General features: G+C 75.8%; 26 protein-coding genes. 10 read left to right on the top strand and 16 right to left on the bottom strand.

Going from position 1 to position 25734, the window contains the following annotated elements:
* Nucleotides 1-122: 122 nt before the first annotated feature.
* Together ANAEK_RS23245 and ANAEK_RS02440 are read right to left on the bottom strand one after the other, a co-directional pair.
* Nucleotides 123-518 carry a hypothetical protein gene (locus ANAEK_RS23245; RefSeq protein WP_232288349.1) on the bottom strand — a complete coding sequence of 132 codons (396 nt, stop codon included), beginning with the start codon at nt 516-518 and terminating at the stop codon, nt 123-125.
* 1185 nt (nt 519-1703) lie between these two features.
* Nucleotides 1704-2372: a transposase gene (locus ANAEK_RS02440; RefSeq protein ID WP_012524566.1), complete on the bottom strand. Its 669-nt coding sequence runs from the start codon at nt 2370-2372 to the stop codon at nt 1704-1706.
* A 263-nt stretch (nt 2373-2635) separates the two neighbouring features.
* Between ANAEK_RS02440 and ANAEK_RS02435 the strand changes: the two genes are divergently transcribed.
* Nucleotides 2636-3304, top strand: coding sequence for a hypothetical protein (locus ANAEK_RS02435; protein ID WP_012524565.1), 669 nt, complete (start codon nt 2636-2638; stop codon nt 3302-3304).
* Nucleotides 3305-3398: 94 nt separating this feature from the next.
* Here ANAEK_RS02435 and ANAEK_RS02430 read toward each other — a convergent pair whose 3' ends face one another.
* The 4 genes from ANAEK_RS02430 to ANAEK_RS23590 all read right to left on the bottom strand — a co-directional run bounded on the left by ANAEK_RS02430 (nt 3399) and on the right by ANAEK_RS23590 (nt 8801).
* Nucleotides 3399-4250, bottom strand: coding sequence for a putative selenate ABC transporter substrate-binding protein (locus ANAEK_RS02430; RefSeq protein ID WP_012524564.1), 852 nt, complete (start codon nt 4248-4250; stop codon nt 3399-3401).
* A gap of 174 nt (nt 4251-4424) precedes the next feature.
* Nucleotides 4425-6155 (bottom strand): ABC transporter permease, encoded by a 1731-nt coding sequence (locus ANAEK_RS02425; protein ID WP_012524563.1) that lies wholly within the window; start codon nt 6153-6155, stop codon nt 4425-4427.
* Nucleotides 6152-7648, bottom strand: a complete 1497-nt coding sequence (locus tag ANAEK_RS02420) for a LysR substrate-binding domain-containing protein (protein ID WP_012524562.1) — start codon at nt 7646-7648, stop codon at nt 6152-6154. The genes ANAEK_RS02425 and ANAEK_RS02420 overlap by 4 nt, the downstream gene beginning before the upstream one ends.
* A gap of 358 nt (nt 7649-8006) precedes the next feature.
* Nucleotides 8007-8801, bottom strand: a complete 795-nt coding sequence (locus ANAEK_RS23590) for a DUF3014 domain-containing protein (RefSeq protein WP_012524561.1) — start codon at nt 8799-8801, stop codon at nt 8007-8009.
* Nucleotides 8802-8912: 111 nt separating this feature from the next.
* Between ANAEK_RS23590 and ANAEK_RS02410 the strand changes: the two genes are divergently transcribed.
* From ANAEK_RS02410 to ANAEK_RS02400, 3 genes are all read left to right on the top strand, one after another.
* Nucleotides 8913-9104, top strand: coding sequence for a hypothetical protein (locus tag ANAEK_RS02410; protein ID WP_012524560.1), 192 nt, complete (start codon nt 8913-8915; stop codon nt 9102-9104).
* 44 nt (nt 9105-9148) lie between these two features.
* The gene (locus ANAEK_RS02405) at nt 9149-9820 is read left to right on the top strand and encodes a class I SAM-dependent methyltransferase (RefSeq protein WP_012524559.1); all 672 of its coding nucleotides are present in this window, start codon (nt 9149-9151) and stop codon (nt 9818-9820) included.
* Nucleotides 9821-9903: 83 nt separating this feature from the next.
* The gene (locus ANAEK_RS02400) at nt 9904-10869 is read left to right on the top strand and encodes an aldo/keto reductase (protein ID WP_012524558.1); all 966 of its coding nucleotides are present in this window, start codon (nt 9904-9906) and stop codon (nt 10867-10869) included.
* Between the two features lie 9 nt (nt 10870-10878).
* On the opposite strand, the gene ANAEK_RS02395 is transcribed toward ANAEK_RS02400, so the two are convergent.
* Both ANAEK_RS02395 and ANAEK_RS02390 read right to left on the bottom strand, forming a co-directional pair.
* Complete coding sequence (locus ANAEK_RS02395; protein ID WP_012524557.1) at nt 10879-11742, bottom strand: ferritin; 864 nt, start codon at nt 11740-11742, stop codon at nt 10879-10881.
* Nucleotides 11743-12050: 308 nt separating this feature from the next.
* A complete protein-coding gene (locus ANAEK_RS02390; protein WP_012524556.1) occupies nt 12051-14222 on the bottom strand; it encodes a bifunctional alpha,alpha-trehalose-phosphate synthase (UDP-forming)/trehalose-phosphatase in 2172 nt (723 codons plus the stop codon).
* Between the two features lie 205 nt (nt 14223-14427).
* Between ANAEK_RS02390 and ANAEK_RS02385 the strand changes: the two genes are divergently transcribed.
* The 5 genes from ANAEK_RS02385 (at nt 14428) to ANAEK_RS02365 (ending at nt 17739) form a co-directional block, all read left to right on the top strand.
* Nucleotides 14428-15138 (top strand): hypothetical protein, encoded by a 711-nt coding sequence (locus ANAEK_RS02385; protein WP_012524555.1) that lies wholly within the window; start codon nt 14428-14430, stop codon nt 15136-15138.
* 101 nt (nt 15139-15239) lie between these two features.
* Nucleotides 15240-15911, top strand: coding sequence for a TetR/AcrR family transcriptional regulator (locus ANAEK_RS02380; protein WP_012524554.1), 672 nt, complete (start codon nt 15240-15242; stop codon nt 15909-15911).
* 5 nt (nt 15912-15916) lie between these two features.
* Nucleotides 15917-16642, top strand: a complete 726-nt coding sequence (locus ANAEK_RS02375; protein ID WP_012524553.1) for a DUF6448 family protein — start codon at nt 15917-15919, stop codon at nt 16640-16642.
* Nucleotides 16643-16744: 102 nt separating this feature from the next.
* The gene (locus ANAEK_RS02370; RefSeq protein WP_012524552.1) at nt 16745-17218 is read left to right on the top strand and encodes a hypothetical protein; all 474 of its coding nucleotides are present in this window, start codon (nt 16745-16747) and stop codon (nt 17216-17218) included.
* Nucleotides 17215-17739 carry a hemerythrin domain-containing protein gene (locus ANAEK_RS02365; RefSeq protein WP_012524551.1) on the top strand — a complete coding sequence of 175 codons (525 nt, stop codon included), beginning with the start codon at nt 17215-17217 and terminating at the stop codon, nt 17737-17739. Before ANAEK_RS02370 ends, ANAEK_RS02365 begins: the two co-directional genes overlap by 4 nt.
* Here the strand turns inward: ANAEK_RS02365 and ANAEK_RS02360 are convergent, their stop codons facing one another.
* The 7 genes from ANAEK_RS02360 to chrA form a co-directional block, all read right to left on the bottom strand.
* Nucleotides 17740-18825: a cation diffusion facilitator family transporter gene (locus ANAEK_RS02360; protein WP_012524550.1), complete on the bottom strand. Its 1086-nt coding sequence runs from the start codon at nt 18823-18825 to the stop codon at nt 17740-17742.
* A gap of 955 nt (nt 18826-19780) precedes the next feature.
* On the bottom strand, nt 19781-20773 hold the full coding sequence (locus ANAEK_RS02350; RefSeq protein WP_012524549.1) for a hypothetical protein: 993 nt from the start codon (nt 20771-20773) through the stop codon (nt 19781-19783).
* Complete coding sequence (locus ANAEK_RS02345) at nt 20770-21456, bottom strand: ABC transporter ATP-binding protein (RefSeq protein WP_012524548.1); 687 nt, start codon at nt 21454-21456, stop codon at nt 20770-20772. Before ANAEK_RS02345 ends, ANAEK_RS02350 begins: the two co-directional genes overlap by 4 nt.
* On the bottom strand, nt 21453-22601 hold the full coding sequence (locus ANAEK_RS02340; protein ID WP_012524547.1) for an ABC transporter permease: 1149 nt from the start codon (nt 22599-22601) through the stop codon (nt 21453-21455). The genes ANAEK_RS02345 and ANAEK_RS02340 overlap by 4 nt, the downstream gene beginning before the upstream one ends.
* A complete protein-coding gene (locus tag ANAEK_RS02335; protein WP_012524546.1) occupies nt 22598-22882 on the bottom strand; it encodes a hypothetical protein in 285 nt (94 codons plus the stop codon). The genes ANAEK_RS02340 and ANAEK_RS02335 overlap by 4 nt, the downstream gene beginning before the upstream one ends.
* Nucleotides 22879-23370, bottom strand: coding sequence for a nitrous oxide reductase accessory protein NosL (locus ANAEK_RS02330; protein ID WP_012524545.1), 492 nt, complete (start codon nt 23368-23370; stop codon nt 22879-22881). The genes ANAEK_RS02335 and ANAEK_RS02330 overlap by 4 nt, the downstream gene beginning before the upstream one ends.
* A gap of 80 nt (nt 23371-23450) precedes the next feature.
* Entirely contained in the window at nt 23451-24851 is a 1401-nt protein-coding gene (gene chrA, locus ANAEK_RS02325; RefSeq protein ID WP_232288348.1) for a chromate efflux transporter, read from the bottom strand.
* Here chrA and ANAEK_RS02320 point away from each other — a divergent pair.
* On the top strand, nt 24850-25200 hold the full coding sequence (locus ANAEK_RS02320) for a rhodanese-like domain-containing protein (protein WP_012524543.1): 351 nt from the start codon (nt 24850-24852) through the stop codon (nt 25198-25200). The two genes, chrA and ANAEK_RS02320, sit on opposite strands and share 2 nt — an antisense overlap.
* A gap of 23 nt (nt 25201-25223) precedes the next feature.
* Here ANAEK_RS02320 and ANAEK_RS02315 read toward each other — a convergent pair whose 3' ends face one another.
* Complete coding sequence (locus tag ANAEK_RS02315) at nt 25224-25499, bottom strand: hypothetical protein (protein WP_012524542.1); 276 nt, start codon at nt 25497-25499, stop codon at nt 25224-25226.
* Between the last annotated feature and the right edge of the window lie 235 nt (nt 25500-25734).

Genomic DNA, 25734 nt, shown 5'->3' with positions numbered 1-25734 from the left:
GCGGTGTCGGAGTCAGCCGGGGGGCGCGGTGCCCGAGCGCGGTGTCGGAGTCAGCCGGGGGGCGCGGTGCCCGAGCGCCGATGGTGCCGGAGTCAGCCCGATCGCGGGGCGCGGTGCCGGAGTCAGGCCGCCACCGCCCAAGCCAGCCCAACGGTCACTGAGGCGACCGACGCGAACGCCGGAACGCGTCGGGTGACCAGCTCGAGCCCGGGACCCGCCGTCGCGGCGAGCGCGGCGACCGCGGCCGTGACCGCCGCCATCGCGGCCATGCTACCCGCTGCGAAGCCGGCGAGGGTGAGCGCCTTCACCGGCGCGCTCGCGTGTGCCAGCGGCAGGAGCACGAGCAGCGCAGCGGCGCCCGTGATCCCGTGCACCAGCCCCACCGAGAAGACCGCGCGGCGTAGGCCGCGGGTCGCGACGGCAGCCGCCGCGGTTCGCCTGCGGCGGAGCGCCCAGAGGTTCGCCAGGCCCATCGCGACCAGCGCCAGGCCCGCAACGCGCTCGGCCCACGCGTCCACCCCGTGCAGGCCGGTGCCAGGCCGGTGCCGGAGACGACCGCGAGCAGCGCCGCCCCGGCCGCGGCGGTACCCGCCGCGTGCCCTAACCCCCACACCAGCCCGATGCGCCAGGCCCGGCGCCCGTGCCCCACCGAGAGCGGCGCCAGGCTGAGCAGGTGGTCTGGGCCGGAGACGGCGTGCAGCGCGCCGAAGCCTGCGGCAGTGAGCGCGACGGTCATGGACGTCCTCCGTTCGTCCGCGGAGGCCGGCCGGCACCCGGGGACGCATGGAGGATGCGTCGGAGCGGCGATGACCTCCAATACATCGTTCGCTGTCTCCTGATAGGCCGCTGCTATCTGCGTCGCCCTGGCGCGCCCAACCGGCGGTGCCGTGAGGCGTGCAGCCCCTTGTACCGATCGTAAGATGCGCGGAACCGACGCCGTGTTCGATGAATGGAGCGGACCGATGGAACGATACGCGCTGGACGTTCAGTGGAACGAGGCACGTGACGCCGCCGGCGTCCTCCCGCAGTTCGCTCGGTTCCAGGCCGTAGCCCCGCCCAGACGCACGCGCGTCCGAGTTCCTCGCCGCGCTCATCGCCGAAGTCGCGGCGGACGAGCGGGTCGCGTGCGTGGCCAAAGGCGCCTTCGTCGCGCCGGCGGAGGTCCAACGCCGTGTCGTGACCCCCGGAATCACACCTGCCGGCGGGCGGCTTCTCCGCCGCGCCCCGCGCTCGCGGGCTTCCATGGACGCCGTCGCGCGGCTCGGGTGCGTGATGCGCGTCGCGCTGGATCACGCGTCGCTGGAAGCCTTCGCCGACGTGCCGACTATGCTGCGTTTCCTCGACGGCCGGGACGCGCCACAAAAGGCTAACGAGCATGGTTCGCCGGCTGGAGCTCGAGTGCATCGGCTCTGCGGCCGAGAGGGTTGAAGGTGCCGAAGTACGCCGCGGGTAATCAGACCGGAGGTGTGGGTCCGGCAGCGGAGTTGAGCACCAGCAAGACAGCAGCTTGGCGCCGTTAGGGCCGACGTGGCCCCTCGAGCCGTCGAGGACGCCAAGCCTCATCAGTTCAGCGCGCGTCCGGCCGGAATCTGCAGCACGCCACCCGCAACTCGGTATCCGGCGCCGCAGCCTCCCAAGGACATCCGCGCGGACGGCTCGCGTCAGAGCAAAGGGACGTTCCGTTGGCGCGATGCCGGCGGCGGTCAATCAGGTGGCGACAGGCCCGCCAACTCGAGTCGATGCATCACCCAGCTCGCGTCGCCGACGAACGGGAAGCTGACGAGCTCGACGCGACGCGTGCGAAGCGACTCGGACAGCGGCAGCGCGAAGAGCGCCTGGTACGCCTTTCGGCGCTCCTGAGGCGTCTTCCCGAGCGCCAGGTACTCCGGCGCATCGGTGATGAGTGGGTTCGGCTCCCCGAATGCGTAGTGGCGATAGCTCGACCACTTCCAGTCCTTCGGGCTCTTCACCAGCCCCGCTCGCACCGGGTTCAGGTCGCCATAGCGCATCACCCTGAGCTGGTGGGCACCGCCATCCTGGATGCGCGGCGAACGCATTCGCTCCATCACCACCTGACCGCGCCGGTTCCGCACCTTGTTGTACCAGCGCGCGAACAGACCGTTCACCGCCTGCCAAAAGCGGCTGAACTGCACCTGCTCTTGCCGGCACGTGCAGGTAACGTGCGGGTGGGTGCCCATCAGACAGTACGACCCGATCTCGATGCAGTAGCGGTCCTTGTACCGCCCCAGGAGCTCGAGGAACTTGTCGCGCGCGCCCACCTCTTCGAAGACGAACTCGAAGTCGTGCGCCCTCCAGGTGCAGTGGTTGGACGAGTCACGTTCCACCATCGCGAACCGCGGGACCCGGGCCATCCCCGCGTGCAACGCAAGTTCGGTACCACCACTGAGTGCGGCGATTCTCGCGAATCATCGGAGCCGTCTGTCCGCAGTGCGAACTCGATGGCCGCGGCGCGAACCATCTTCTGGCCTGATGGCGCGACTCCGGCACTGCTCGTTCTTGCCTTGTTGCCGTTGCCTGCCGGCGACTCCGGCACCGTTGCCCCTAACTGTCGGCCTCATGATTTAAGAACGAAATGCCCCCACGCGTCCCTTACGGCCCTAGACGTCGCCTCGCGATGACCCTGCTCGCCGCACCGCTCATCTTCTCCACCTACACGGTGGTGGACAAACTGGCGGGCAACGTTGCCCTACCCTGGGCGGAAACGGCGCGACTGAACCTCGGCTTTGCGTACGGATTCAGCGCATTTGCGGCCTTTTTGTTCGCGAGGCCGCGCCGCCATGGTTTGCCCGCCGGCGGAAGGGTAGTCCTCAGGATTCCAACTTGGCGCCGGTTCGCGTTCGCATCCATGATGCCCGGGTTCTTCGCACTTGCCGACCTGGATGTCGTGCTTCGAGGCGAGGCACCACTGGACGTCGTGGCGGCGCTCGCCGGGGTCGCGGCGGTTTGCCTCGCCGTGACGACCGAACGCCTGGCCTTTTTCGGTGAGGGAATCCAGCGCCTCTCCGGGCTCGGAGCGCGTCACCGCATCTTGTGGGGCGACATCTCCAAAGTCGAGGTCTCCCCCGCCTCCATCACAATCCACGGGAAGTCAGGCAAGACGATCGCGGTGGCTGGCCTGTGGCTCGACGGCTACCCTGAGCTGGTGGTGGCCGTGCTGGAGCGCGCGCCAAAGCAGGTGCTGCACGCGCTCGACGAGGAGCGCCGCGAGCAGCTCCTGTGTATTGCCGAGCTGATGGATCCCGCTGCTGCAGCGCGCCACCGCGCGGCGTTCCAGGGCGGCTGACCGCCGGGCACCGCCCGAAGCCGCAGGACGCCAAGGGACCCGCGACGCGCGGCGGGCCAACGGACCGCGCCGCGCGCCCGGGCCTCGCGAGGCCTCAGTCCTTGATGAGCCCCGCCGACTTCGCGGCCTGCTCGATGTTCTTGTACGCGTCGGGCGAGGTCGGGATGAAGCGGCTGGCGCGCTGGAGGTCGAGGATGGCCTTGTCCTCGGGCTTCGCGGGATCGAGCGCGAGGAACGCGGCGCGGAGCTTCTCGACGAGCTTCGGGTCGAGGTCGCCGCGGACGGTCCAGTTGTAGTCCTGGTACTCCGGCGTGGTGGACAGCACGCGCACCTTGCTCGTGTCCACCTTCTTCTCGTCCACGAGCCGCTGCCAGATCGACTCGTTGAGCGCGCCGGCGTCCACCTTGCCGGCCTCGACCCACTTCGCGGTCACGTCGTGCGCGCCGGAGTAGGCGACCTTGGCGAAGTCCTTGTCGGGATCGATGCCGGCCTGGAGCAGGAAGTAGCGCGGCATGAGGTGGCCGGAGGTGGAGCTCACCGAGCCGAACGCGAAGCTCGCGCCCTTCAGGTCCTTCAGCGACTGCGCCTTCGACGACGCGGGCACGATGAACTTCGAGTGGAACCGGGCGTCCTCGGCGCGCTGCACGATGGGGATGGCGTTGCCGGTGCGGCGCCGCGCCTGCACGAACGTGAACCCTCCGTACCAGACCATGTCGAGCTTGCCGGCGGCGAGGCCCTCCACGGTGGCGGCGTAGTCGGTCACCGGCACGAACTTCACTGGGATGCCGATCTGCTTCTCGAGGTACTTGCCGAGCGGCTCGAACTTCCGCTGCAGCTCGGTGGGCGACTCGTCGGGGATGGCGCTCACCCGCAGCGCGTCGAGCGCGCGGGCGGCGGGCGGGAACAGGAGGACGGCGGCGAGGGACAGGACGGCGATGCGATGCATGAAGGACGCTCCGAGGTTCCGGCGCGGGCGCGCCGGAGGTGAGAAGCATGCGGGCTTGGGCGGACGTGCCGGGGCGAACTCGCCCCGCGGGCCTCGCGGCCTCAGGCGTCGAGGGGGACGCGCTGCTCGATGCGCTGCACGCGGCTCACCTCCCCTCGCGGCTGCGGGCCGGGCTCAGGTCGCATTCGCGAGCCCGGGCGCGCAGGCGGCGCGCGGCGCGGCACGGCTCGCCGGGCCCGCCAGCATGCGGGCCCGGAGCCAGCCGGAGAACAGGTCCACCGCCGTCACCAGCACCACGATGGCGGCGACCAGCGTGAGCGTGCGGTGGTGCTGGAACAGGTTGAGCGAGACGTGCAGGAGCGCGCCGATCCCGCCCGCGCCGACGACGCCGAGCACCGCCGAGGCGCGGACCGCCACCTCCCAGCGGTAGAGCGTGTACGCGACGAGCTGCGGCCACGCCTGCGGCAGCGCGCCGAGCAGCGTCGCCGCGAGCGGGCGCGCCCCGGCGCCGCGGAGCGCCGCCACCGGGCCGGGCGGGACCTCCTCGAGCGCCTCGGCGTAGAGGCGCCCGAGCACGCCGGAGTTGTGGATGCCGAGCGCGAGCGCGCCCGCGAACGGGCCCAGGCCCACCGCGAAGATCGCCAGGAGCGCCCAGAGCAGCTCCGGCAGCGTGCGGAGCAGGTTCATGGCCCCGCGGGCGCCCGCCGCGAGCGCGAGGCGCGCGCCGGACCGCAAGCGCGAGTCGCCGGGCGAGCCGGCCAGGCCGCGCGCGCCGGGGTGCACCGCGGCGAGCGCGAGGCCCAGCCCGAGCACGGACGCGATCGCGCTCCCCAGGATGCTCACCGCCAGCGTCTCGGCCGCGGCGGGAACGAGCCCGCGCAGGAAGCCGGGCGAGAGGTCGGGCGGGAACATCGAGGCGAAGAAGGCCGCCGCGCTCCGCAGCGTGGCCCCGGAGAACAGCTCGCCGAGCGGCAGCTCGAGGTATGCGGCCGCGCCCGCAGCGAGCGCGAGCCAGGTGCCCACGATCGCTGCGCGCCAGCGGAGCGCGCCCGGACCGGCGGGGTAGAGCCCGCGGCTCCCGGCGAGGCGCCGGCGAGCCCACGCGGAGAGCAGGTCCACCGCGGCCACCACCGCGAACAGCGCCAGCACCAGCGTCGCCACCTCGTCGTACGCGAACATCTTCAGCGAGAGCTCGAGCTGCACGCCCATCCCGCCCGCGCCCACCAGCCCCAGCACCGCCGAGGCGCGGAGCGCGCAGTCGAGCCGGTAGAGCGCGTACGAGGCGAGCAGCGGCGCCGACCCCGGCAGCACCGCCAGCGCGAACGCCCGGCGCGGAGGCGCGCCGGCCGCGGCGAGCGCGCGGGCGGGCGCGCAGGGCGAGGACTCCCAGATCTCGGCGAACACCTTCCCGACCACGCCGGCGTACCCGATCCCGATGGCCGCGACCCCGGCGGCCGGCCCGAGCCCGAGCGCGCGCACGAACACGAGCGCCCAGACCAGCTCCGGGACGGAGCGCATCAGGTTGAGCACCGTGCGCGCGCCGACCCACGCCGCCCTGCGCAGCGGCCCCGGCGCGTCGCCGTCCGCGCGGGCGACGCCCGGTGCGGTCGCGAGCCAGGCGAGCGGCGCCGCGAGCACGAGCGCGAGCGTCATGCCTGCGAACGCGATCGCGACCGTCTCGCCGAGCGGCCGGACCAGGAAGCGGAGGAACTCGGGCGAGTGCGCCGGCGGCCAGAAGCCGCGCGCGAAGTCGGCCGCGGCCGAGCGCGCCTCCGGGCCGAGCAGCGCCCCGAGGCTCCCCTCCGACATGCGCCACGCGATCCCCAGCACCGCGGCGAGCACCAGCCCCGGCCAGCGGAGCAGGAGCGGGAGCGGCGGGCGCTCCTGCAGGACGGCCGCGCTCACGGTGGCACCTCGGCGCGCGCGACCTCCAGGAAGGCCCGCGCTGCCGCGCCCGGCCCCGGATCGCGCCGCAGCACCGCGAAGACGTGGCGCGGGATGGAGAGCCCCTCCACCCGAACGACGCGCACGTGCCCGCCGCGCAGGTCGTCCTCGATGGCGCGGCGCGACACGAACGCGACCCCCATGCCCGAGACCACCGCCGCCTTCAGCGCGACGAGCGCACCGGCCTCCAGCACCACCGCGGCCGGATCGAGCGCCGCCCCCATGTTCGCGAGGTGCTGCTCGACCACCGCGCGCGTGCCGGAGCCCGGCTCGCGATCCACCCGCGGCAGCCGGACCGCCGCCTCGAGCGCGATGGGCTCGGGCGGCAGCTCCAGCGCGGGCGCCGCCACGAGCACGATCTCGTCGCGGGCCACGTCCTCGTAGGCGAGCGAGGGATCCTCCTCGCGGGCGCCCACGAACCCGAGGTCGAGCGTCCCGGCGCGCACCGCCTCGGTCACGGCCGCCGAGTCGCTCAGGCTGAGGCTCACCCGCGTTCCCGGGTAGGCTCGCGCGAACGCGCGCACGATGGAGGGGAGGAGGTGCTCGCCGGGCGTGCTCGACGCGCCGATGCGGAGCGTGCCGCCGGGCGCGACCTCGGGATCGGAGGGCGGCCGCGCCGCGGGCGCGCTCGCCGGGAGGGCGGCGCCGCGGCGGGCCTCGTACAGCTCGCCGAGGTCTCGCAGCGTGAGCGCCGCGGCCGGCTTGTCGAACGCGAGCGCCCCGTCGCGCAGCGCCACCACGCGGTCCACGTGGGCGAGGAGCGGCTCGATGCGGTGCGTGGAGACGACCAGCGTCCGGCCCGCGAACGCGCGCGCCAGGAGTGCGGCGATGTCCGCGGCGCGAGCCGGGTCCACCGAGGCGAGCGGCTCGTCGGCGAGGATCAGCTCCGGGTCCTGGTAGAGCGTCCGCGCGATGGCGACGCGCTGCTGCTCGCCGCCGGAGAGCCGGTCCACCCGCTCGAAGATCTTGTCGCCGATGCCGACGTCGTCGAGCAACGCGCGGACCCGCGCCGCCTCGCGCCGCGAGACGAGCGCGGCGAGCGTGCGCGCGAGCGAGGTGCGGCCGAGCCGCCCGGCGACCACGTTCTGCATGGTGGTGGCCTGCGGGACGAGCAGGAGCTGCTGGTGAACGGTCCCGATGCGCGCCCGCAGGGCGCGGAGGCGGCGGGCGTCTGCGGCGGCGATCGGCTGCCCCAGCACCTCCACCATGCCCTCCGACGGCGCGAGCGAGGTGTCGAGCAGGCGGAGCAGCGTGGACTTGCCGGCGCCGCTCGGGCCGAGGAGCGCCACGCGCTCGCCGCGGCGGATCTCCAGCGTGAGCGGCCGGAGCGCGCGCACCGGGCCGTAGGCGCGCCCGGCGCCGCGGAGCGCGAGCGCCGGCCCCGGGGGCGCGGAGCGGGTGGCGTCCGGCCCCGCGACGGGACCCGCGCGGGCGGCTTCCAGGCGCTGCGGCATGCGGGGCTGTGTAGCGGCGGAACGGCGGCCGGGCAAGCTTCGCGCCACCCACGAGGGCCGTCAGCCGCGGACCACCCGCGTCTCCGGCACGGGCGGCCGCAACGTCTCCGGCACACCCGGCGGCGCCGGGGACCCCGTCTCCGGCACGCAGCCCCGGCGGGACCCCGCGTCTCCGGCACCGGGGGGTCGCGTCTCCGTCTCCGGCACACCGGCGTCTCCGGCGTCTCCGGCACCGGCGGCCCCGGCACCGGCGGCCGCGTCTCCGGCACCGGTTGCGCCGGCACCGGTTGCGCCGGCACCGGTTGCGCGGCACCGGTTGCGGCCCCGCGCCCGTGCGCGCCACCCCGCCCGCCGGCGGCTACCGCGCCTCGCGGAGCCCCAGCGCCTCGCGGATCTCGCGCGCCTTCGCCTGCACCTTGCCGGCGTTGCGCGGGCCCATGCGCAGGAGGTGCTTCTCCACGGCGCCCAGGTGCTCGAGCGCCGGATCCGCGTAGGCCCATCCGGCCCCGGCCTCCGCGTGCGGGACCACCTCGACCGGCCCGCCAGGGTGCGGCGCCGACTCGAGCCGGTGAAGCGCCCGCGCGGTGACACGGTCGAGCACGGCGTCCGGGTAGCCGAGCAGCCGGTAAGCGGTCTCGACGGCGGGCCGCAGCGCACGATAGGCGGCGGCGATCGCCTTCGCGTCGATGGACGCCACCGCGTCGCCGAAGCGGTCGTAGCGCGCGTACGACGCGGGGGCGATCACGCGCCGGCCGCCCTGCTCCGCCACCGAGAACGGTTGCTCCGGCACCAGGAACGGGAGCTGCTTCCGGGGCGAGACGCCCTCGGCCAGGTTGTCGGTGAGCACCGCCCAGAGCCGGACGAGGTCGCCGCCGGCGCCGATCCAGCGGCGGTACTCCGGATCCGCCGAGGCCGCCTCGAGGAGCGTCTTCACCCGCGCCGGGTCGGCCTGGACCGCGGCCGAAGGCGGCGCGGGGGGCGGCGTCGCCGCGGGGGCGGATTGCTCCGGCACCGCGGGAGGGGTCGCTGGCGCCGCGGGGCGGCGGTGGACCCAGAAGTAGGCGATGGCGCCGGCGACGGCCAGCGCCAGCACGATGGCCGCGAGGTCGCCGCCGCGAAGAGGGCGGCGCTCGCGCTGGGTGGGCTCGGGCATGTGAACTGGATCGCTCCGTTTGGCCGTGGGCGCCAGCCCCGCGTCGAGGCGAGCACCTCGATGTCAGACCATCCTGATATTGCGTTCAGGTCGAAAGATGGAGGTGCAACGATGCGCGAACGGATGAAGACCCCGGGCCCCTGCGGCCCCATCACCGGCAACCGCCGCCTGGGCGACCCGGTGCACGAGGTGCGGGCCGCCCTGGACCGCTCGCTCGATCCCGCGTGCCGCCGCCGCGCCGAGCGGCGCGTCCGCATGATCGCGGCGCTGCTCGACGGTGGAGCGCCGACGCTGGACGTGTGACGGCGCGCTTGACGCCGCGGCGTGCCGGCCGTTCTCTCTCGCCCATGCCGCCCCGCGCGCCGCGCCGCCGTCCCGCTCGCCCCGCCCCACCGCCCGCGGCCGCGTCCGCCCGCCGTGCGTCGCCGGACGCACCCGGGCGCTTCGACGCCGCCTACTACCGGCGCCACTACCGGGGGAAGGACCGCGTCCACTCGGCGCCGGAGATCGCGCGGCTGGCGAGTGGGGTGTGCGGGCTCGCCGGCTGGCTCGGGGTGGAGGTCCGCTCGGTGCTCGACGTCGGCGCGGGGACCGGGCTGTGGCGGGCGTGGCTGCGCCGGCATCGGCCCGAGGCCTCCTACCGCTCCATCGACGTGTCGCCCTACGCCTGCGCGCGGTACGGGCACGAGCAGCGCGACATCTCGCGGTGGCGGGCGCGCGAGCGCTTCGACCTCGTCGTGTGTCACGGGGTCCTGCACTACCTCGACGACCGCGCCGCGGCGCGGGCCATCGACAACCTGGGCGCGATGTGCCGCGGGCTCCTCTACCTCGAGGTGATCACCCGCGGCGACCTCGAGACGGTGGTGGACCTCGAGCGCACCGACACCGCGATGCACCGGCGCACCGGCGCCTGGTACCGGCGGCGGCTGGCGCGGCACTTCGTGCAGGTGGGCGCGGGCCTGTGGGCGGCGCGCCGGGCCGGCCTGCCGTTCTACGAGCTCGAGGCGGCGCGCGGCTGATGCGGCGCCGCCGGCCGCGCGCCGAGGGTGCGCGCGCACGCGCGGGTGAACGCGGGGCCGCGCGCGGTTAGATCCCCCGCACCATGACCTCCTCGATCCCGCAGCGGCGCCGCCTCGGCGCCACCGACCTGTCCGTCTTCCCCGTCTGCCTGGGCGGCAACGTGTTCGGCTGGACCGCCGACCGCGCCGCCAGCTTCGCCGTGCTCGACGCGTACCGCGAGGCGGGCGGCAACTTCGTGGACACGGCCGACGTGTACAGCGCCTGGGTCCCGGGCCACCGCGGCGGCGAGTCGGAGGAGATCCTCGGCGCCTGGCTGCGCGAGCGCCGCTGCCGCGACGAGGTGGTGATCGCCACCAAGGTCGGGATGGGCGGGCCGGACGCCGCGGCGGGGCTCTCCGCGGAGAAGATCCTGCACGCGTGCGACGGCTCGCTGCGGCGGCTCGGGGTCGAGCGGATCGACCTGTACTACGCGCACCGCGACGATCCGGCCACGCCGCTCGAGGAGACGCTCGGTGCGTTCGACCGGCTGGTGCGGGCGGGCAAGGTGCGCCACCTCGGCGCCTCCAACTACTCGGCGCCGCGCCTCGCGGCCGCGCTCGACCTCTCGGCGCGCGCCGGCCTTGCGCCGTTCGCGGTGCTGCAGCCCGAGTACAATCTCGTCTCGCGCGGCGGCTACGAGGGCGCGCTCGCGGACCTGTGCGCGGCGCGCGGGCTGGGCGTGTGCACGTACTACGCGCTCGCGTCCGGCTTCCTCACCGGCAAGTACGGCCCGGGCCTGCCCCCGCCCACCGCCCGCGCCGGCAAGGTGAACGCGCTCCTCGCCGACCGGGCCGCCATGGCGGTGCTGGCCGCGGCGCGCGAGGTGGCCCGGGCGCACGGCGCGACCGTGGCGCAGGTCGCGCTCGCGTGGCAGCTGCGGAGCCCGCGCGTCACCGCGCCCATCGCGAGCGCGACGAGCGCGGCGCAGGTGCGGGAGCTGGCCGGCGCCGTCGAGGTCGCGCTCACGGCCGACGACGTGGCGCGGCTCGAGGGCGCTGGCGGACGCTGACCGGCTGGCTCAGGCGTGCATGGGCGCGGCGCTCGCCGCCGGCGCCGCCGCACCCGCGAGCGACTTCCGGTAGCGGTTCAGGTCGCGGACGGTCTCGAAGCTCTCGCCGAGGAGCGCCGACAGGCTGCGCAGCATGGTCCGCACCACCCTCCGCTCGCAGCCCTCGTCGAAGCGGATCTGGCCGTCGAGCCAGCGGTCGAGCCAGCCCGGGTCGGGCAGCCGGCTCTGCACCGTGTCGCGCGGGAAGAGCTGCTGGTTGACGTGCAGGTTGGTCGGGTGGAGCGGCTTGCCGCTGCGGCCGCTGCTCGCCATGAGGACGCCGAGCTTCGCGAACGCCGCGCGCGCGGCGTCGCCGTGCCGCTCGATCGCCTGCCGCATGTAGCGGAGGTAGGCGCCGCCGTGGCGCCCCTCGTCCTGCGAGATGAGGCCGTACACCTGCTTCAGCACCGGCTCGGTGTGCCACTCGGCGGCGCGGCGGTACCACTGGGTGAGCCGGATCTCCCCACAGAAGTGCAGCGCGAGCGTCTCCAGCGCGGGCGCCGGGTCGAACTCGAACCGGACCGCGTGCAGCTCGTCCTCGGTGGGCACGAGATCCGGGCGGAAGCGGCGCAGGTACTCCATGAGCACGAGCGCGTGCTTCTGCTCCTCGTAGAACCAGATCGACATGAACGCCGAGAAGTCGCTGTCGTGCCGGTTGTCGCGCAGGAACATCTCGGTGGCGGGCAGCGCCGACCACTCGGTGATGGCGTTCATCTTGACCGTGAGCGCCTGCTCGTCGGAGAGCGCCGCCGGGTCGAAGCTCGACCAGGGGACGTCGTCCTCGAGGCTCCAGCGGGCGCGCTCCAGGGACCTGAACAGCTCGGGATACAGCACGTGGGCACCTCGTCGTCGGAAGGCCCACTTGCCTATGCGGGACGTGTGATGGGGGTGTCACGGCGGCGGCCCGCGAATGGGGCGTCCCATACGGCGCAGCTGGTCTGCCGCCGCGTCCGCGACTCCGGCACCCGATGCTCCACCGTCCGCGACTCCGGCACCCGATGCCCCTCGACTCCGGCACCCCATGCGTCCGCGACTCCGGCACCCGATGCACCGGCACCCGATGCATACGGCGCAGCTGGTCTGCCGTCCCCGTCCGCGACTCCGGCACCCGATGCCCTCTCCCCGGCCGGGGCTCGCAACGGCTACAGCAACCCGCGCAGGAAGGCCCGTGACTCCGGCACGCCGGCGAGGCGCAGGGGGGCGCGGCTCGGCGACGGCCCCACGTGGACCGCGATGGCGCCGGTCGGCAGGGCCGCGAACATGTCCTCGTCGGTCCGGTCGTCCCCCAGGGCGGCGAGCAGGCTGCCCTCGGGCGAGGCGGCCGCGGCGCGGGCGACCACCTTGCCCTTGTCCACGCCCTGCGGACGCACCTCGACCACCAGGGCGCCGGGCAGGATCTCCACCGGCGCGTTCGACAGCACCGTGGAGAGGTGGAGCATGAGGTCGTGCGCCTGCGCCGCCCCGAAGTCGGGGTCGGCGGTGCGGTAGTGCCAGGCGAACCCGGCCGACTTCTCCTCGACCAGCGACCCCGGCGTGCGCGCGGCGAACTCCTCCAGGATGGCGCGGGCCGGCTCGCGCCAGGCGGTGGACACCGGGGCGGCGAGCTGCCAGCCGTTGCCGGGCAGCTTCGACCAGAACCCGTGCTCGGCGTGGAGCCCGATGCCGAGGTCGCCGAACCAGCGGTCCACCGTGTCGCGCTGGCGCCCGGTGACGAGGTGCACGGCGAGGCGCGGGTGGCGGGCGAGCTCGCGAAGCAGGTCGCGCAGCTCGCGGTCGGGCCGCGCCAGCTCGGGGGTGGGCGCGAACGGCACCAGCGTGCCGTCGTAGTCGAGCAGCAGCGTCGCGTGCGGCGCCGCGCGGAGCCGGGAGAGCGCGTCCTGGACGGCCGCGCGCGGCGACACCTCCAGCCCCTGCGGCCGGACCGGCGCGGGGGCCTCGCGCAGCCGGTCGAGGAACGTCCGCGCCCACCAGTGGACGTCGTAGCGGGTGACGCGCCGCCGCAGCCCCGTCATGCGCGTGCGCCGCTCGTCCTCCGGCATCTCCAGCGCGCGCTGGATCGCCGCCGCGGTGCCCGCCTCGTCGTACGGGTTCACCTGCACCGCCTCGGCCAGCTCGGCCGCCGCGCCGGTGAACTCCGACAGCACCAGCACGCCGTCGCCGTCGTCGCGCACGGCCACGAACTCCTTCGCGACCAGGTTCATCCCGTCGCGGATGGGCGTGACCAGCATGACGTCGGCGGCGCGGTACAGCGCCACCACCTGCGGGCGATCGAGCCCGCGCGAGAGGTAGTGGATGGGCGACCAGGTCGGCGTGGCGAACGCGCCGTGGATGCGGCCCACCAGCCCGTCCACCTGATCCCGGAACTCCTGGTACGCGCCCACCTCGGTGCGCGACGGGACCGCCACCTGCACCAGCCGCACCTTGCCGCGCAGCTCCGGGTGCTCGCGGAGCAGCCGCTCGTAGGCGAGCAGGCGGCGCGGGATGCCCTTCGTGTAGTCGAGCCGGTCGATCCCCACGATGAGCCGGCTCCCGTCCCGGCGGAGCGCGCGGACCTCCTCGTCCATGTCGGCGCCGTGCGCGGTGCCGGCGAAGTCGGCCGCGTCCACGCCCATCGGGAACACGCCGATGCGGACCTCGCGCCCGCGCCAGCGGATGCGGTCCACGTCGGTCCACGCGCCCAGGACGCGCAGGACCGACGAGGAGAAGTGGCGCATGTAGGACGCCGTGTGAAACCCGATCAGATCCGCGCCGAGCATGCCCTCGAGCAGCGCCTCGCGCTGCGGGAGCACGCGGAACAGGTCGGACGACGGGAAGGGGATGTGCAGGAAGAAGCCGATGCGCGCCTCGGGGAGCCGCTCGCGCAGGAGCGCCGGCAGCCGCAGCAGCTGGTAGTCGTGGATCCAGATCACGTCGCCCGGCCGCGCGGTGGCCGCGACCGCGTCGGCGAAGCGCGCGTTGACCCGCTCGTACTCGGCGGCGCCGCCGATCTCCAGCGGCACCTCGCCGGGGAACGAGTGGAACACCGGCCAGAGCAGCGCGTTCGAGTAGTCCTGGTAGTAGCGCTGCACCTCCTCGGAGGTGAGGTGCACCGGCACGAGCCGCAGGTCCGAGAGCCGCGCCTCGACGCGCGCCTGCTGCTCGGGATCCAGCCCGGCCAGATCGCCCGGCCAGCCGACCCAGGGCCCGCCCCCTTGCTCGTGCGGGCGCCGCAGGCCCGTGGCGAGGCCCCCCACGCTGGGCACCACGCGAACGGCCTCGGCCGCACGCTCCACGGTGACGGGCAGCCGGTTCGACACGATCACCACGCGCGACATCGCACCTTCCCTTCGCAGGATCCGGAGATCCGCGCCCGGCGCGCTCGGGGCGCGGCAACCGGTCGCGGTGACCCCGGATCCTACCAGCCCGGTCCGTTGGTGTCCCAAACGATCCATGGGAGGGGCGCCAGGCGGACCGGGGGTGCTTTGACCGGCCGCCCTCCGGGCGCTACGGTGGTCGTCCCCCGCAGAGAGGAGGCCGGTCATGTGGGAAGCGGTCGCGATCACCCTCCGCGAGTCGTTCCAGCGGCTCGCCGTCAACGCCGCCCGGCTGGTGCCCGGCCTGCTCGCCACGCTCGTGTTCGCGCTGCTGTCGCTCGCGCTCGCGTGGGCCTGCGCGCGGCTCGTGCGCCGGATCCTGAAGGCGGTCCAGCTCGACCGGCTCCTGCGCCGGTGGGCGCCGGCGGAGGATCGCTCGCGCCTGCCCTCGCTCGTCACCGGGGCCACCCGCCTCACGTTCTGGCTCACGTTCGCGGTGGGCCTCGCGCTCAGCCTGACCTCGGTCGAGTCGCGCTGGACCAGCGCGCTCGCGGAGCGGGTGCTCACGTACGCGCCGAGCGTCATCGTGGCGGGCGTGCTGTTCGCCGCGGCGGTGGCGCTGTCGCGGTGGGTCGAGGCGAGCGTGCTGGTGAGCGCGGTGAACATGCAGATCCGCTCGGCCCGGCTGCTCGCCACCGGCGCGCGCTGGCTGGTGACGGTGCTGGGCGGCGCCATGGCGCTGCAGCACCTCGGGGTGGGCGGCGCGCTCGTCACCATCTCGTTCTCGATCCTGTTCGGCGGGATCGTGCTGGCGCTGGCGCTGGCGGTGGGGCTCGGCTCGCGCGAGGTGGTGACGCGCTCCTGGGAGCGGCGCCTGCGCGATCGCGACGAGGCGCACCCCCACGACGAGGAGCCGCCCCGCATCGCGCACCTGTAGCCGCGCGGCCGCTCTCACCCGCATCACGTTCCTCCGGGGCGGCCCCACCGGGACGTCGTCTCCTCGTTGCATGTTAGTGAGTACTCACTTACATCAACGGGGTGCAGAGCTCCTCCGCCAGCCGCAGCGCGCGCAAGCCCGGGACCGATCGTCGCCGCGAGATCGCCGACGCCGCGCTGCGCGTGATCGCCGCCCAGGGCGCCGCCCACTTCACCGCGCTCGCCATCGCGCGGGAGGTCGGCGTCTCCGACGCGGCGCTGTTCCGCCACTTCCCCACCAAGGACGCCATCGCCGCAGCCGCCATCGACCGGATGGAGGAGCTGCTGTTCGAGGGCTTCCCGCCCGAGGCGGCGGATCCCCTGGCGCGGCTGGGCGCGTTCTTCCGGAAGCGCGTGGCGGTCATCCGGGCCAACCCGGCCATCGCCCGCGTGTTCGCCTCGGACGACGTGGGCCTGGTGGGCGACGGCGCCGGGGCCGCGCGCCTCGAGGCGTTCCGCCGCCGGTCCACCGCGTTCGTGCGCGGCTGCCTCGAGGAGGCGCGCCGCGCGGGCGGCCTCTCGCCGGAGGCGGGGATCGACGAGGCGCTGGTGCTGGTGCTGGGCGCGCTGCTCGCGCTCGCCCACTCCCCCGGCGCCGCCAGCCGCCCGCCCGAGCTCGTCGAGCGCGTGTGGCGCACGCTCGAGACGTTCCTGCGCCGGCCCGACGGCCGCGCAGCCGCCGCGGAGCGCCGTCCTCCGCGGGCCCCCCGGTCACGACGGACAGACGAAAGGTGAAGCACATGAACCCGAAGCAGCTCGTTCCCCTCCTCTCCCTCGCGCTCGCCGCGCTGCTCGCCCCCGCCGCCGCCCGCGCGCACTGCGACACGCTCGACGGCCCGGTGGTGGTGGCCGCGAAGGCGGCCCTCGAGTCCGGCAAGCTCTCCCCGGTGCTGGCCTGGGTGCAGCCCGCGGACGAGGCCGAGATCAAGGCGGCCTTCGCGAAGACCCGCGCCGCACGCAAGGCCGGCGGCGAGGCCCGCGAGGTCGCCGACACCTGGTTCCTCGAGACCCTGGTCCGCGTGCACCGCGCCGGCGAGGGCGCGCCGTACACCGGCCTCAAGCCCGCCGGCGCCGACCTCGACCCCGCCGTGGTCGCGATGGACCGCGCCATCGCGAAGGGCGATCCGGCCGAGGTGGAGCGGCTGCTCCAGGCGGCGGTGCACCAGGGCCTGGAGAAGCACTGGACCCGGCTCGCCGCCGAGAAGGCGCCCGCCGACGACGTGGCCGCCGGCCGCCGCTGGGTGGCCGCCTACGTGCCGCTCGTGCACTGGGCCGAGGGCGTGAACGCCGCCGCCACCCAGGGCGGCGCCCACGCCGGGCACGCCGAGGCCGGCGCCGCGGATCCGCACGCCGCGCACGCGAAGCCCGGCGCCCGGGCACCCGCGGCCGACCCGCACGCCGCCCACGGCCGCGCCCCCGCCAAGGCCCCCGTGAAGCCGGCTGCGGACACGCACCACGCCCACTAGAAACGGTTCGCGCATCCGCGATCACCTGGGGTGCTCGCGGGTGCGCGCCGTCGATCGGCAACGTCGCCCCGGGGCGTGCCGCCCCGCGCTCGAGGTCCTGCAATGCCCACCCCGGCCGCCGAGATCGTCACCCGCTACGCCGCCGGCGCGGCGACCCATCCCAACGGCAAGCCGCTCGCTCCCGACGCGGCGGCCGCCTGGGCCGCCCTCGCCCGCCCCGACGCCGGCCGGCTCGGGGCGGCGCGGGTGCGCGACTCGGCGCGCCGGGAGTGGCTCCTGGAGGCGCACCGCGAGCTCGAGCGCGGGCGCTTCGTGGTGCTCCGCCCGGCGCACGGCGATCTCGAGCCGTTCCGCGCCTCGGCGGACGGCTACCGGCCCGAGGCCTACCTGCCCATCTCGGAGCAGGACTGGCTGCTGCTGGCGCTGCTCGCGGCCGGGCGCGACGGCGACGCCGGCCGCGACGATCCCGAGCTGGCTGGCGCCGCGTTCCCGCTGGTGGACCGCATGGTCCGCGAGGCCCAGCACCGGCAGCTCATGGGCGAGGCGTCCGACGAGGACGACGAGGAGGCGCCGTGAGCGCGCGCGAGGCCGGCCGGATCGAGCGGTTCCTCTCCGACGACCACCTGCAGCTGGACGGCCTGCTCACCCGCGCCGCGGCCGACCCGGCCGCGATCGACCGCCCGTCCTACGACGCGTTTCGCGGCGGCCTGCTGCGCCACATCGCGCTGGAGGAGAAGGTGCTGCTCCCGGCCGCGCGCGAGGCGCAGGGCGGCGAGCCGCTCCCGCTCGCGCGCCGCCTGCGCATCGAGCACGGCGCCATCGCGTCGCTGCTCGTCCCCACCCCGACGCACGCGCTGGTCGGCGAGATCCGCAAGATCCTCGAGCCGCACAACCTGCTCGAGGAGGCGCCGGACGGCCTCTACGCCACCTGCGATCGCCTGCTCGCGGCCCGCGCCGAGGAGATCGTCGCGCGCATGGCCGCGTACCCGCCGGTGAAGGTGGCCGCGTACAACGACGGGCCGCGGGTGTTGCGCACCGCCGAGGCGGCGCTGGAGCAGTCGGCGAAGCAGGCCGAGGCGCGGCCCGGCCCGCGGTAGTCAGCGCGCGGCCCGGGCGCCCGGCGCCGCCTCGCAGGCGTGCACCTCGATGGTGAGGTGTACCAGGTCCGGGAACGCGTGCAGCCGCTCCTTGTACTCGGCGGGCGCGCGCGGCGCGGTCGAGACCACCGACACGATCGCGGCGAGGTGGCGCGGGCCCACGCGCCACAGGTGCAGGTCCGCCACCCGGTCCTCGCCCTGCTCCAGCGCGGCGCGGATGGCGGCGCGGCGTCCCTCCGCGACCTCGGCGTCGAGCAGCACCGCGCCGGTGTCGCGCAGCAGGCCCACCGACCAGCGCGCGATCACCAGCGCGCCGACGATCCCCATCACCGGGTCCATCCAGGTCCAGCCGAGCACCCGGCCCGCGAGCAGCGCCACGATCGCGAGCACCGAGGTGAGCGCGTCGGCGAGCACGTGCAGGTAGGCGGCGCGCAGGTTGTGGTCCCGGTGCTCGTCGTGGCCGGGGGCGTGGACCGCGTGCGCGTGCGCGTCGTGGTCGTGGTCGCGGTGCGCGTGACCGTGCTCGTCGTGGTCGTGGTCGTTGTGCGCGTGACCGTGCGCGCCGTGGTCGTGCGCGGGGTGGTCGTCGTGGTCCTCGTGATCACCGTGGTCGTGCGCGTGCCCGTGGTCCTCGTCGCGCAGCAGGAACGCGCTGAACAGGTTCACGAGCAGCCCGAGCACCGCGACGCCGATGGCCTGGTCGAAGCGGATCGCGACCGGCGAGGCGAGGCGGACGGCGCTCTCCCCGAGCACGAGCAGCGCCACCACCGCCAGGCCGACCGCGCTCGCGAACCCGCCCAGCGCGCCCACCTTGCCGGTGCCGAAGCTGTAGCGAGGGTCGGCGGCGTGCCGCCGCGCGTACGCATAGGCGAACGCCGCCACGCCGAGCGCCGCCGCGTGCGTGCCCATGTGCCAGCCGTCGGCGAGCAGCGCCATCGAGCCGTAGACCATCCCGGCGGCGATCTCGCCCACCATCATCGCGAGCGTGAGCGCCACCACCCAGCGCGTGCGCCGCTCGCCGCTCGCTTCCACCGCCGTGCCGAACGCGTGGCCGTGCTTCCAGGGTCCGAGGTCCTCGAGGTGCATGGGGGCGGGAGTATAGCGCCCGCGGCGGCGGATCCGGGTCGAACGGGCGAGCCCGCAGGACCGCCGCCGGCGCCGCGGGAACGGCGTAGCCTGGAACCAGCTCGGAAACCGCGCGCCGAGCTGCGAAGGCCCGCCGTGAGGACCGATCGCGAGGAGGCGTCCCTCCTCCTGTCCGGGCGCTGGAACGAGGCCCGTACACGGCACGCGCGGCACGGGAAGTCCCCCGAGCCAAGAAGGGCCGCCACGGCGCACGGCGGCCCTTCGATCGTACCGGGCCTCTCGATCCACCCCGTGGCGCGACCGCGCGCCTGCTCGCCCGCCCGCACCACCCGAGCGGCCTGGCGACCCGGGCACCTCGGGGTGCGATCCTGTCGGCGAGGCTCCCGTGACCGCCGCGGTCCCGCCCCGTCCCCGCCCCGCCCCCCCCGGCGCGCTCGAGCTGCGCGCCTGGCACGAGGCCGGCCACGCGGTGGTGGCGCTCCTCGAGGGCTTCGAGCTCCGCCACGTCACCATCACCCGCCGCGGGGACGTGGGCGGCTCCTGCGAGTACCGCTACCGCGCCCGGCCCCCGCGCTCGCGCCGCGCCGTCGATCGCACGGTGCGCGCGGCGGTGGCGGTGGCGCTCGCCGGCAGCGTGGCGCAGGACGCGGCCGCGCTGGGCCGCGGCCTCGTGGCGGTGGACGCCCGCACCGGCCGCCGCTTCGCACCCTTCGCCCCCGGATCGGAGGACGACGCGCGCATCGCGCTCCGCTTCACCGCGCGCCTGCACCGGGGCGCCGCCGCGCAGCGCGCCTACCTGCGTCGCATGCGCCGCCGCGTGGAGCGGCTCCTCGGCGACCCGGTGGTGCGCACCGCGGTGGCCGGGCTCGCGCGCGCGCTGCTGCGGGACCGGACCCTGAGCGGCCCGCGCGCCACCGCGGAGGTGGGGCGCGCGGTGCGGAGGGTCGGCGAGCCCTCACGCGCGGAGACCGGAGGCGGCCACCAGCGCGGCGGCGCCCGCGAGCAGCGCGATCCAGGCCAGCGCCGCGGCACCGGCCAGGCGCCGCTGGAGCGCCGGGAGCGGGCCGGCGAGCGAGGGGACGCGGCGGAACGGCTGGAGCACGCCCACCGCGACGCCGGCCACGCAGCCGACCAGGACGGCCGCGTGGAGCGGGTAGCCCACCCAGCCCTGCTCCGGCTGCAGCAGGCAGAACGGGCAGCGGTGCCCCGGCGCCTCGTACACGTACGGTGACAGCCAGGCGATCACCCCCGCGGCCGCGGCCGGCCCCGCCAGCGCCGAGAGCGCGGCCACCGCCCGGGCGCCGCGCCCGGTCCGGCGCAGGGCGAGCGCCGCCAGCGCCGCCGCGCCGGGGACCGCGACCAGGAGCGCGCCGGCGGCGCGCGGCGGCAGCCAGGCCAGCCCCGCCCACCCGCCGCGCCCCTCCCGCCCGAACAGGCTGCCGCAGCACGAGGTGATGATCTCGGGCCGGAGCGCGAGGAAGTGCGCCGCCTGCAGCGCCGCCCCGGCCACCACCGGGATCGCGACGGCCGGGAGCAGCGCGTGCTTCACGCGCACCAGCGGCTGATCGGGCGCGAGCCCGTCGGCGCGATCGATCGCGAGCCAGGCCCCGGCGACCACCGTGGCCGCGACCTGGACGGCGAGCGCCGGCCAGCCGTACCGGCTCGCCGAGAGCGTGCCGGCCGCGCACATGGCCCCGGTGAACATGGGCGCGAGCGCGTCGGAGGCGTGGACGAACAGCGCCAGCGAGGCGAGCTGCACCGCGAGCGCGGTCCGCACCAGCACGCCGACCAGCAGCGCCCGGCGCTCCAGGCGGAGCTGGGCGCGGCTCCCGCTCGCCGGATCCCAGCGCCGCACCACCGGCGCCGCCCAGCGCAGCGCGTAGAGCAGGAAGCCGCTCGACGCCGCCGCCCCCGCCTGCAGCGCCAGCACCGGCGGGCTCAGGATCACGGCTCGGCCCCGGGGGCCACGATCCGGCCGTCGCGCATGCGCACCACCCGGTCCACGCAGTCCGCGGCGTACACGATGGGATCGTGGCTCGCGACGACCACGGTCCTCCCCTCCGCCTTCAGCCCCCGCACGATCTCCATGAGCGCGCGGGCCCGGGCGCTGTCGAGGTGCGCGGTCGGCTCGTCGGCGACGATCACCTTCGGATCGTCCACCAGCGCGCGCGCCAGCGCGACGCGCTGCGCCTCGCCGCCGGAGAGCCGGCCGGCGCGGACCCCGGCGCGCGCCTCCACCCCGAGCCGCGCCAGCGCCGCCCGCGCCCGGGCCTCCACCGCGCGGCGCGGCTCGCCCGACGGCAGGGCGGGCAGCATCACGTTCTCGAGCGCGGTGAGCGCGGGCAGGAGGTGGAACTGCTGGAACACGAAGCCGAACGTCCGCCGGCGCAGCGCCGCCAGGAAGCGCTCGGGCAGGCTGGTGAGCTCGCGCCCGTCGAGGAAGATGCGCCCCTCGGTGGGCCGAGCCATCGCCCCGAGCAGCGTGAGCAGCGTGGTCTTGCCGGAGCCGCTCGGCCCCACCAGCACGGTCACGGCGCCGCCGGCCACCTCCAGCGTGACGCGGTCCACCGCGGCGAGCGCGCCGGGGCGGCCCTCGTCGAACACCTTGGTGACCTCGCGGAGCTGGATCACGCGTCCCCCCGCATGAGCGCGTCGGGGTCCACCGTGGCGGCCCGCCAGCAGGGGACCACCGTCGCCGCGACGTAGGGGATCACCGTGAGGAAGAACAGCGTCCCGAGCGCCAGCGGCTCGACCGGCGGCGCGGGGCGCAGGTCCGGGTAGAGCGCCGCCCAGCCCTCCAGGATCGGGCGGAGCAGCGCCGCGCCGCCCAGGAAGACGTGCGCGTAGGCGGCGAGCGTCCCCACCGCGAAGGCGGAGAGCGACACCGCGGCGCCCTCCCACGCCTTCGCCGCGAGCACGTCGCGGGTGTCCCAGCCGAGCGCCTTCAGGATGCCGAGCTCGTGGCGCTCCTCGGCGGAGAGCCCGCTGGCCCGGTCCCAGGCCAGGATCGCGAACGCCAGCACCGCGCCGGCGAGCACCGCCGCGGCGAGCCCGCTGCGCCAGTCGAGCACGGCGTCGTAGGTGCGGATCATCTCGGCGCGCGTCACCACCCGCGCGTCGGGGAACATGCGGACGATCTTCTCGGCCAGCCTCGTCACCTCGTCCGGGTTCGGGACCGCCACCGCCACGTCGGTGAACCGGCCCGGCTCGGCGCCGAACAGCGCGCGGTAGTCGCCCTCCGAGACGAGCAGGAGATCGGACGCGACCAGCTCGACCGCCGGCGAGGCCACCGCCGCGACCCCGAGATCGAGCGCCTCGCCGTCGTAGGTGCGCAGCGGGAGGCGATCGCCCTCCTTCAGGCCGAGCACCCGCGCCACGCCTGGCCCGGCCACCGCGCCGCCCGGGGTGGCCCAGCCGCCGTCCGGCACCATCACGGTGAGGTTCGCCCCGCTCACCGGCTCGAAGTAGTAGCCCCACAGCCGGCCGCGCGCGGCCGACACCCCGCGCAGCGCGCCGAGCGTCTCCACCCAGCCGGCCGGCACCTGCTCGTGCCGCCCCGCCGCCATGCGCTGCACCACCAGATCCGGCGCCCCGCGGAGCGCGGCCCGCACCTGCTGGCGCAGGCCGCCGGTGAACAGCAGCACCGAGGCGAGCGCGAACACCAGGAGCGCGTGCACCGCGACGAGGGCGACGGTCTTCCCGCGACGCCGGCCGAGCGCGCCCAGCGCGAAGTCGAGCAGCGAGCGCTGCCGCTCCAGCGCCGCGCGCAGCCTCACCGCGCCCCCGCGGTGAGCGAGCCCGAGGGGAAGTGCTCGAGCGCGCGCGGGTGGTCCTGGAACGGCGCGAAGCGGTCGGCCTGCGAGAGGTGGCGGGTGTAGCGCGCGTCGTTGAACAGGCACGGATCGGTCAGCCCGAGCCGCGCCACCAGGCGCGCCCGCTCCTCCGCCGCCGGCCGGTCCGCGGCCCGCCGCGCGCGCGCGTCGGCGAGCGCGGCCGCCCCGAGCACGGCGGCGACGGCGAGCACCGCCAGGAACCGGTCGGAGCGCCGCAGGCTCACCGCAGCGCCTCCAGCACCGCGGGCGTGGCGTCGTCGAAGCGGAGGATCCGCTCGCCGCGGTGCTCGTTCAGGAACGCCTTGGCGTCGCCCTCGCGCGCGAACGCGACCAGCTCCGCGCCCATCGGCCCGCGCACGTCGCCGCCGATCACGTAGAACGCCGCCCGGCCGTCGATGGGCCGGGTCGAGTAGTAGTCGGTCACGAAGATCGCGGCGACGTCGCCCTGCGCGCGGCCCGGCGCGTGGCGCGGCAGGTCGTGCCAGTAGACGAGCAGATCCTTCACGCCGTCGAAGAACGCCACCTCGCCGTCGCGGTAGCGGATCGAGGCGACCCACTGCGGGAACCTCGCCACCAGCATGCCGCAGACGGCGCAGCGGTCCTTCGGGCCCGGGGACGTCGCGGCGGCGGCCGGGGTGCCGGCGGCCGGCTGGGCCGGCGCGGCGAGGGTGGTGAGCGTGGCGAGCAGGACGAGGGATCGCAGGGGGGACATCGCAGGGCTCCGTCGGTGGTCCGACGATGGTAGGCCCCGGCTCCCGGGCGAGGTGCGTGGCACGTCGTCGCGCGCGGCGGCTACAGCCCCGCGAGTGACAGCGCCAGCCGCACCGCGCCGCCGAGCGCCATCACCAGCACCGGGTTCACCCGGAACCGCACCAGCGTGAGCAGCGACGCCGCCGCGATGGCGAGCTCGACGCGTCCCTCCAGCGAGCGCCCCAGCGCCAGCGCCGCCGCCGCCATGAGCCCCACCACCGCGGGCGTGAGCCCGCGGAGCGCCGCCCGCACCGGCCGCCGCGACCGCACGCGCGCGAGCCACGCGCCGACCGCGAGCACCAGCGCGAGCGGGCCGGCGAACACCGCCGCGGTGGCGACCGCGGCGCCGGCGATCCCGTGGACGAGGTACCCGATGAACGTCGCCATCAGCAGCACCGGGCCGGGCGTGAGCTTGCCGATCGCGACCGCGTCGGCGAACTGCCGCGGACCGATCCAGTGCTCGGCGAGGACCGAGGCCTGCAGGTGCGGGATGATGGCGAAGCCGCCGCCGTAGGCGCCCAGCCCGGCGCGCAGGAACAGGAGCGCCATGGCGCCCAGCGCGCCGAGCGCGGGGACGGAGAGGAGCGCGAGCGCCGGCAGGCGCGTCGGGGTGTCGGCGCTGGCGGGAGCGGCCAGCGGGTCGTCCTCGCGCTCGGGCGCGGGCAGCGGCATCCCCTCGTCCGGCAGCGCCACCGGCGGCGGCGGGCGCCGGGCCCGCCGCTGGAAGCGCGCGAGCCGCATCCGCTTCACGCCGAGGTCGAGCACCAGCCCCGCGCCGATCCCGAGCGCCGCCATCTCGCCGGCCGAGGCGGCCGCGCCGAGCGAGAACAGGAGCGTCGCCGCGGCCACGCCCATCTGCCAGGGGCGCTGCACCGCGGCGCGGAGCATCTGCAGCGTGATCGAGGCCACGATGCCGACCACCGCCGCGTTCAGCCCGGCCAGGAGCGGCGCCGCGGTGGGCGTCACGCCGAGCCGCACGTAGAGCGCCGCGAGCGCGGTGACCCCGATCGCGCCGGGCGCGATGAACGCGGCGTACGCCGCCACCGCGCCGGCGGGCCCGTGGAAGCGCAGGCCGGTGTACGCGAGCGCGTTCGCGGCCGCGCCGCCCGGCAGCATCTGCGAGACGGTGGCGGTGACGGTGAACTCGCGGTCGGTGAGCCACCGGCGGCGCTCGACGAGCAGGTCGTGCATGGTCCCGAGCACCGACAGGCCGCCGCCGAAGCCGGTCAGGCCGAGCCACGCCGAGGCGCGCGCGAGGGCGGGGAGCGTGGGGCGCGGGCGCCGGGAGAGCGTCGCCGGCGCCGCGCCCGGCGGAGGTGTCGCGTGCGCGCCCACGCCCGGCCCAACCCGGCCGCCGCCGGCGGGATTCCCGCCGCCCCGCACGGCCCCGCCGCCGCCGGGCGGCGCGAACCCCTGCGGCGGCCCGCGGCTCTCACGCGCCATGAAGGTCCCCTGGTGGTTCCCCTTCGGCAGCGTAGCCGAGGTCTCGGCGGTCGAGCTGAACGATCGGCTGCGCGGGCGCCCGGCGCCCCAGCTCGTGGACGTCCGCACCGCGGCCGAGTTCGCGCAGGGGCGCATCCGCGGCGCGGTGAACGTGCCCATCGGGGAACTGCGCTCGCGCCTCGACGCCCTGAAGCTCGACCCGGCCCGGCCCGTGGTGGCGATCTGCCTGTCCGGGCACCGCAGCGTGCCGGCGGTGCGCCTGCTGGAGCGCGGCGGCTTCGAGGCCGCGCAGCTCGCGGGCGGGATGCTCGCCTGGCGCGGCGCGCGCCTGCCCGAGGTGAAGGGCTAGCCCCGTTCACCGTCGGTGATGGCTCAGTACGCCATCCCCAGCTCCTCGGCGCCGAAGGGCACGTCCTCCACCACCGTCGCGGCCTCGAGCGCCGCGCGGCCCATGCGCTCGCCGAGCTCCGCGCAGAGCCGCTCGCGCGCCTCGGCGTACGTCGCCCCCAGCGCGATCGCCTCGGGCATGCCGCACAGCGCGGCCCAGCTCCCGTCGGCCAGCGTCACGTACTCGATCACCAGGTGCACCCGCTCCGACTGCAGCCGCCGCCGCAGCCGCTCGGACCTCGCCTGCGCTCGTGCACCCATGCCCTGCCTCCTTGCCCCCGACCCAGTACGGAACGTCGCCGCTGGGCGCGCGTGACGTCCACACGGGCCCCGGCTCCGTCCGGTGCACACGTCCGGTGCGGAATCTCGGCCCCGATCCGCACGGCTCGTGCGGAAGGCGCCGCGCGCCCACCTCGTCCGACACGGTCTTTGGCGTGAGGCGGCCGCGGGACCGCCGCTGCCGGACGCGGACGGCGCATGTCCGACCGGCGCGTAT

This window comes from Anaeromyxobacter sp. K, from assembly GCF_000020805.1.
GTDB lineage: Bacteria > Myxococcota > Myxococcia > Myxococcales > Anaeromyxobacteraceae > Anaeromyxobacter > Anaeromyxobacter dehalogenans.
This window is presented reverse-complemented; position numbering and strand designations above follow the sequence as displayed.

Coding starts and splice junctions, on each gene's coding strand:
- ANAEK_RS02440 (WP_012524566.1), bottom strand. CDS start 2,372: ATGGCCCGGGTCCCGCGGTTCGCGATGGTGGAACGTGACTCGTCCAAC.
- ANAEK_RS02435 (WP_012524565.1), top strand. CDS start 2,636: ATGACCCTGCTCGCCGCACCGCTCATCTTCTCCACCTACACGGTGGTG.
- ANAEK_RS02430 (WP_012524564.1), bottom strand. CDS start 4,250: ATGCATCGCATCGCCGTCCTGTCCCTCGCCGCCGTCCTCCTGTTCCCG.
- ANAEK_RS02420 (WP_012524562.1), bottom strand. CDS start 7,648: ATGCCGCAGCGCCTGGAAGCCGCCCGCGCGGGTCCCGTCGCGGGGCCG.
- ANAEK_RS23590 (WP_012524561.1), bottom strand. CDS start 8,801: ATGCCCGAGCCCACCCAGCGCGAGCGCCGCCCTCTTCGCGGCGGCGAC.
- ANAEK_RS02410 (WP_012524560.1), top strand. CDS start 8,913: ATGCGCGAACGGATGAAGACCCCGGGCCCCTGCGGCCCCATCACCGGC.
- ANAEK_RS02405 (WP_012524559.1), top strand. CDS start 9,149: ATGCCGCCCCGCGCGCCGCGCCGCCGTCCCGCTCGCCCCGCCCCACCG.
- ANAEK_RS02400 (WP_012524558.1), top strand. CDS start 9,904: ATGACCTCCTCGATCCCGCAGCGGCGCCGCCTCGGCGCCACCGACCTG.
- ANAEK_RS02390 (WP_012524556.1), bottom strand. CDS start 14,222: ATGTCGCGCGTGGTGATCGTGTCGAACCGGCTGCCCGTCACCGTGGAG.
- ANAEK_RS02385 (WP_012524555.1), top strand. CDS start 14,428: ATGTGGGAAGCGGTCGCGATCACCCTCCGCGAGTCGTTCCAGCGGCTC.
- ANAEK_RS02375 (WP_012524553.1), top strand. CDS start 15,917: ATGAACCCGAAGCAGCTCGTTCCCCTCCTCTCCCTCGCGCTCGCCGCG.
- ANAEK_RS02370 (WP_012524552.1), top strand. CDS start 16,745: ATGCCCACCCCGGCCGCCGAGATCGTCACCCGCTACGCCGCCGGCGCG.
- ANAEK_RS02360 (WP_012524550.1), bottom strand. CDS start 18,825: ATGCACCTCGAGGACCTCGGACCCTGGAAGCACGGCCACGCGTTCGGC.
- ANAEK_RS02330 (WP_012524545.1), bottom strand. CDS start 23,370: ATGTCCCCCCTGCGATCCCTCGTCCTGCTCGCCACGCTCACCACCCTC.
- ANAEK_RS02320 (WP_012524543.1), top strand. CDS start 24,850: ATGAAGGTCCCCTGGTGGTTCCCCTTCGGCAGCGTAGCCGAGGTCTCG.
- chrA (WP_232288348.1), bottom strand. CDS start 24,851: ATGGCGCGTGAGAGCCGCGGGCCGCCGCAGGGGTTCGCGCCGCCCGGC.
- ANAEK_RS02315 (WP_012524542.1), bottom strand. CDS start 25,499: ATGGGTGCACGAGCGCAGGCGAGGTCCGAGCGGCTGCGGCGGCGGCTG.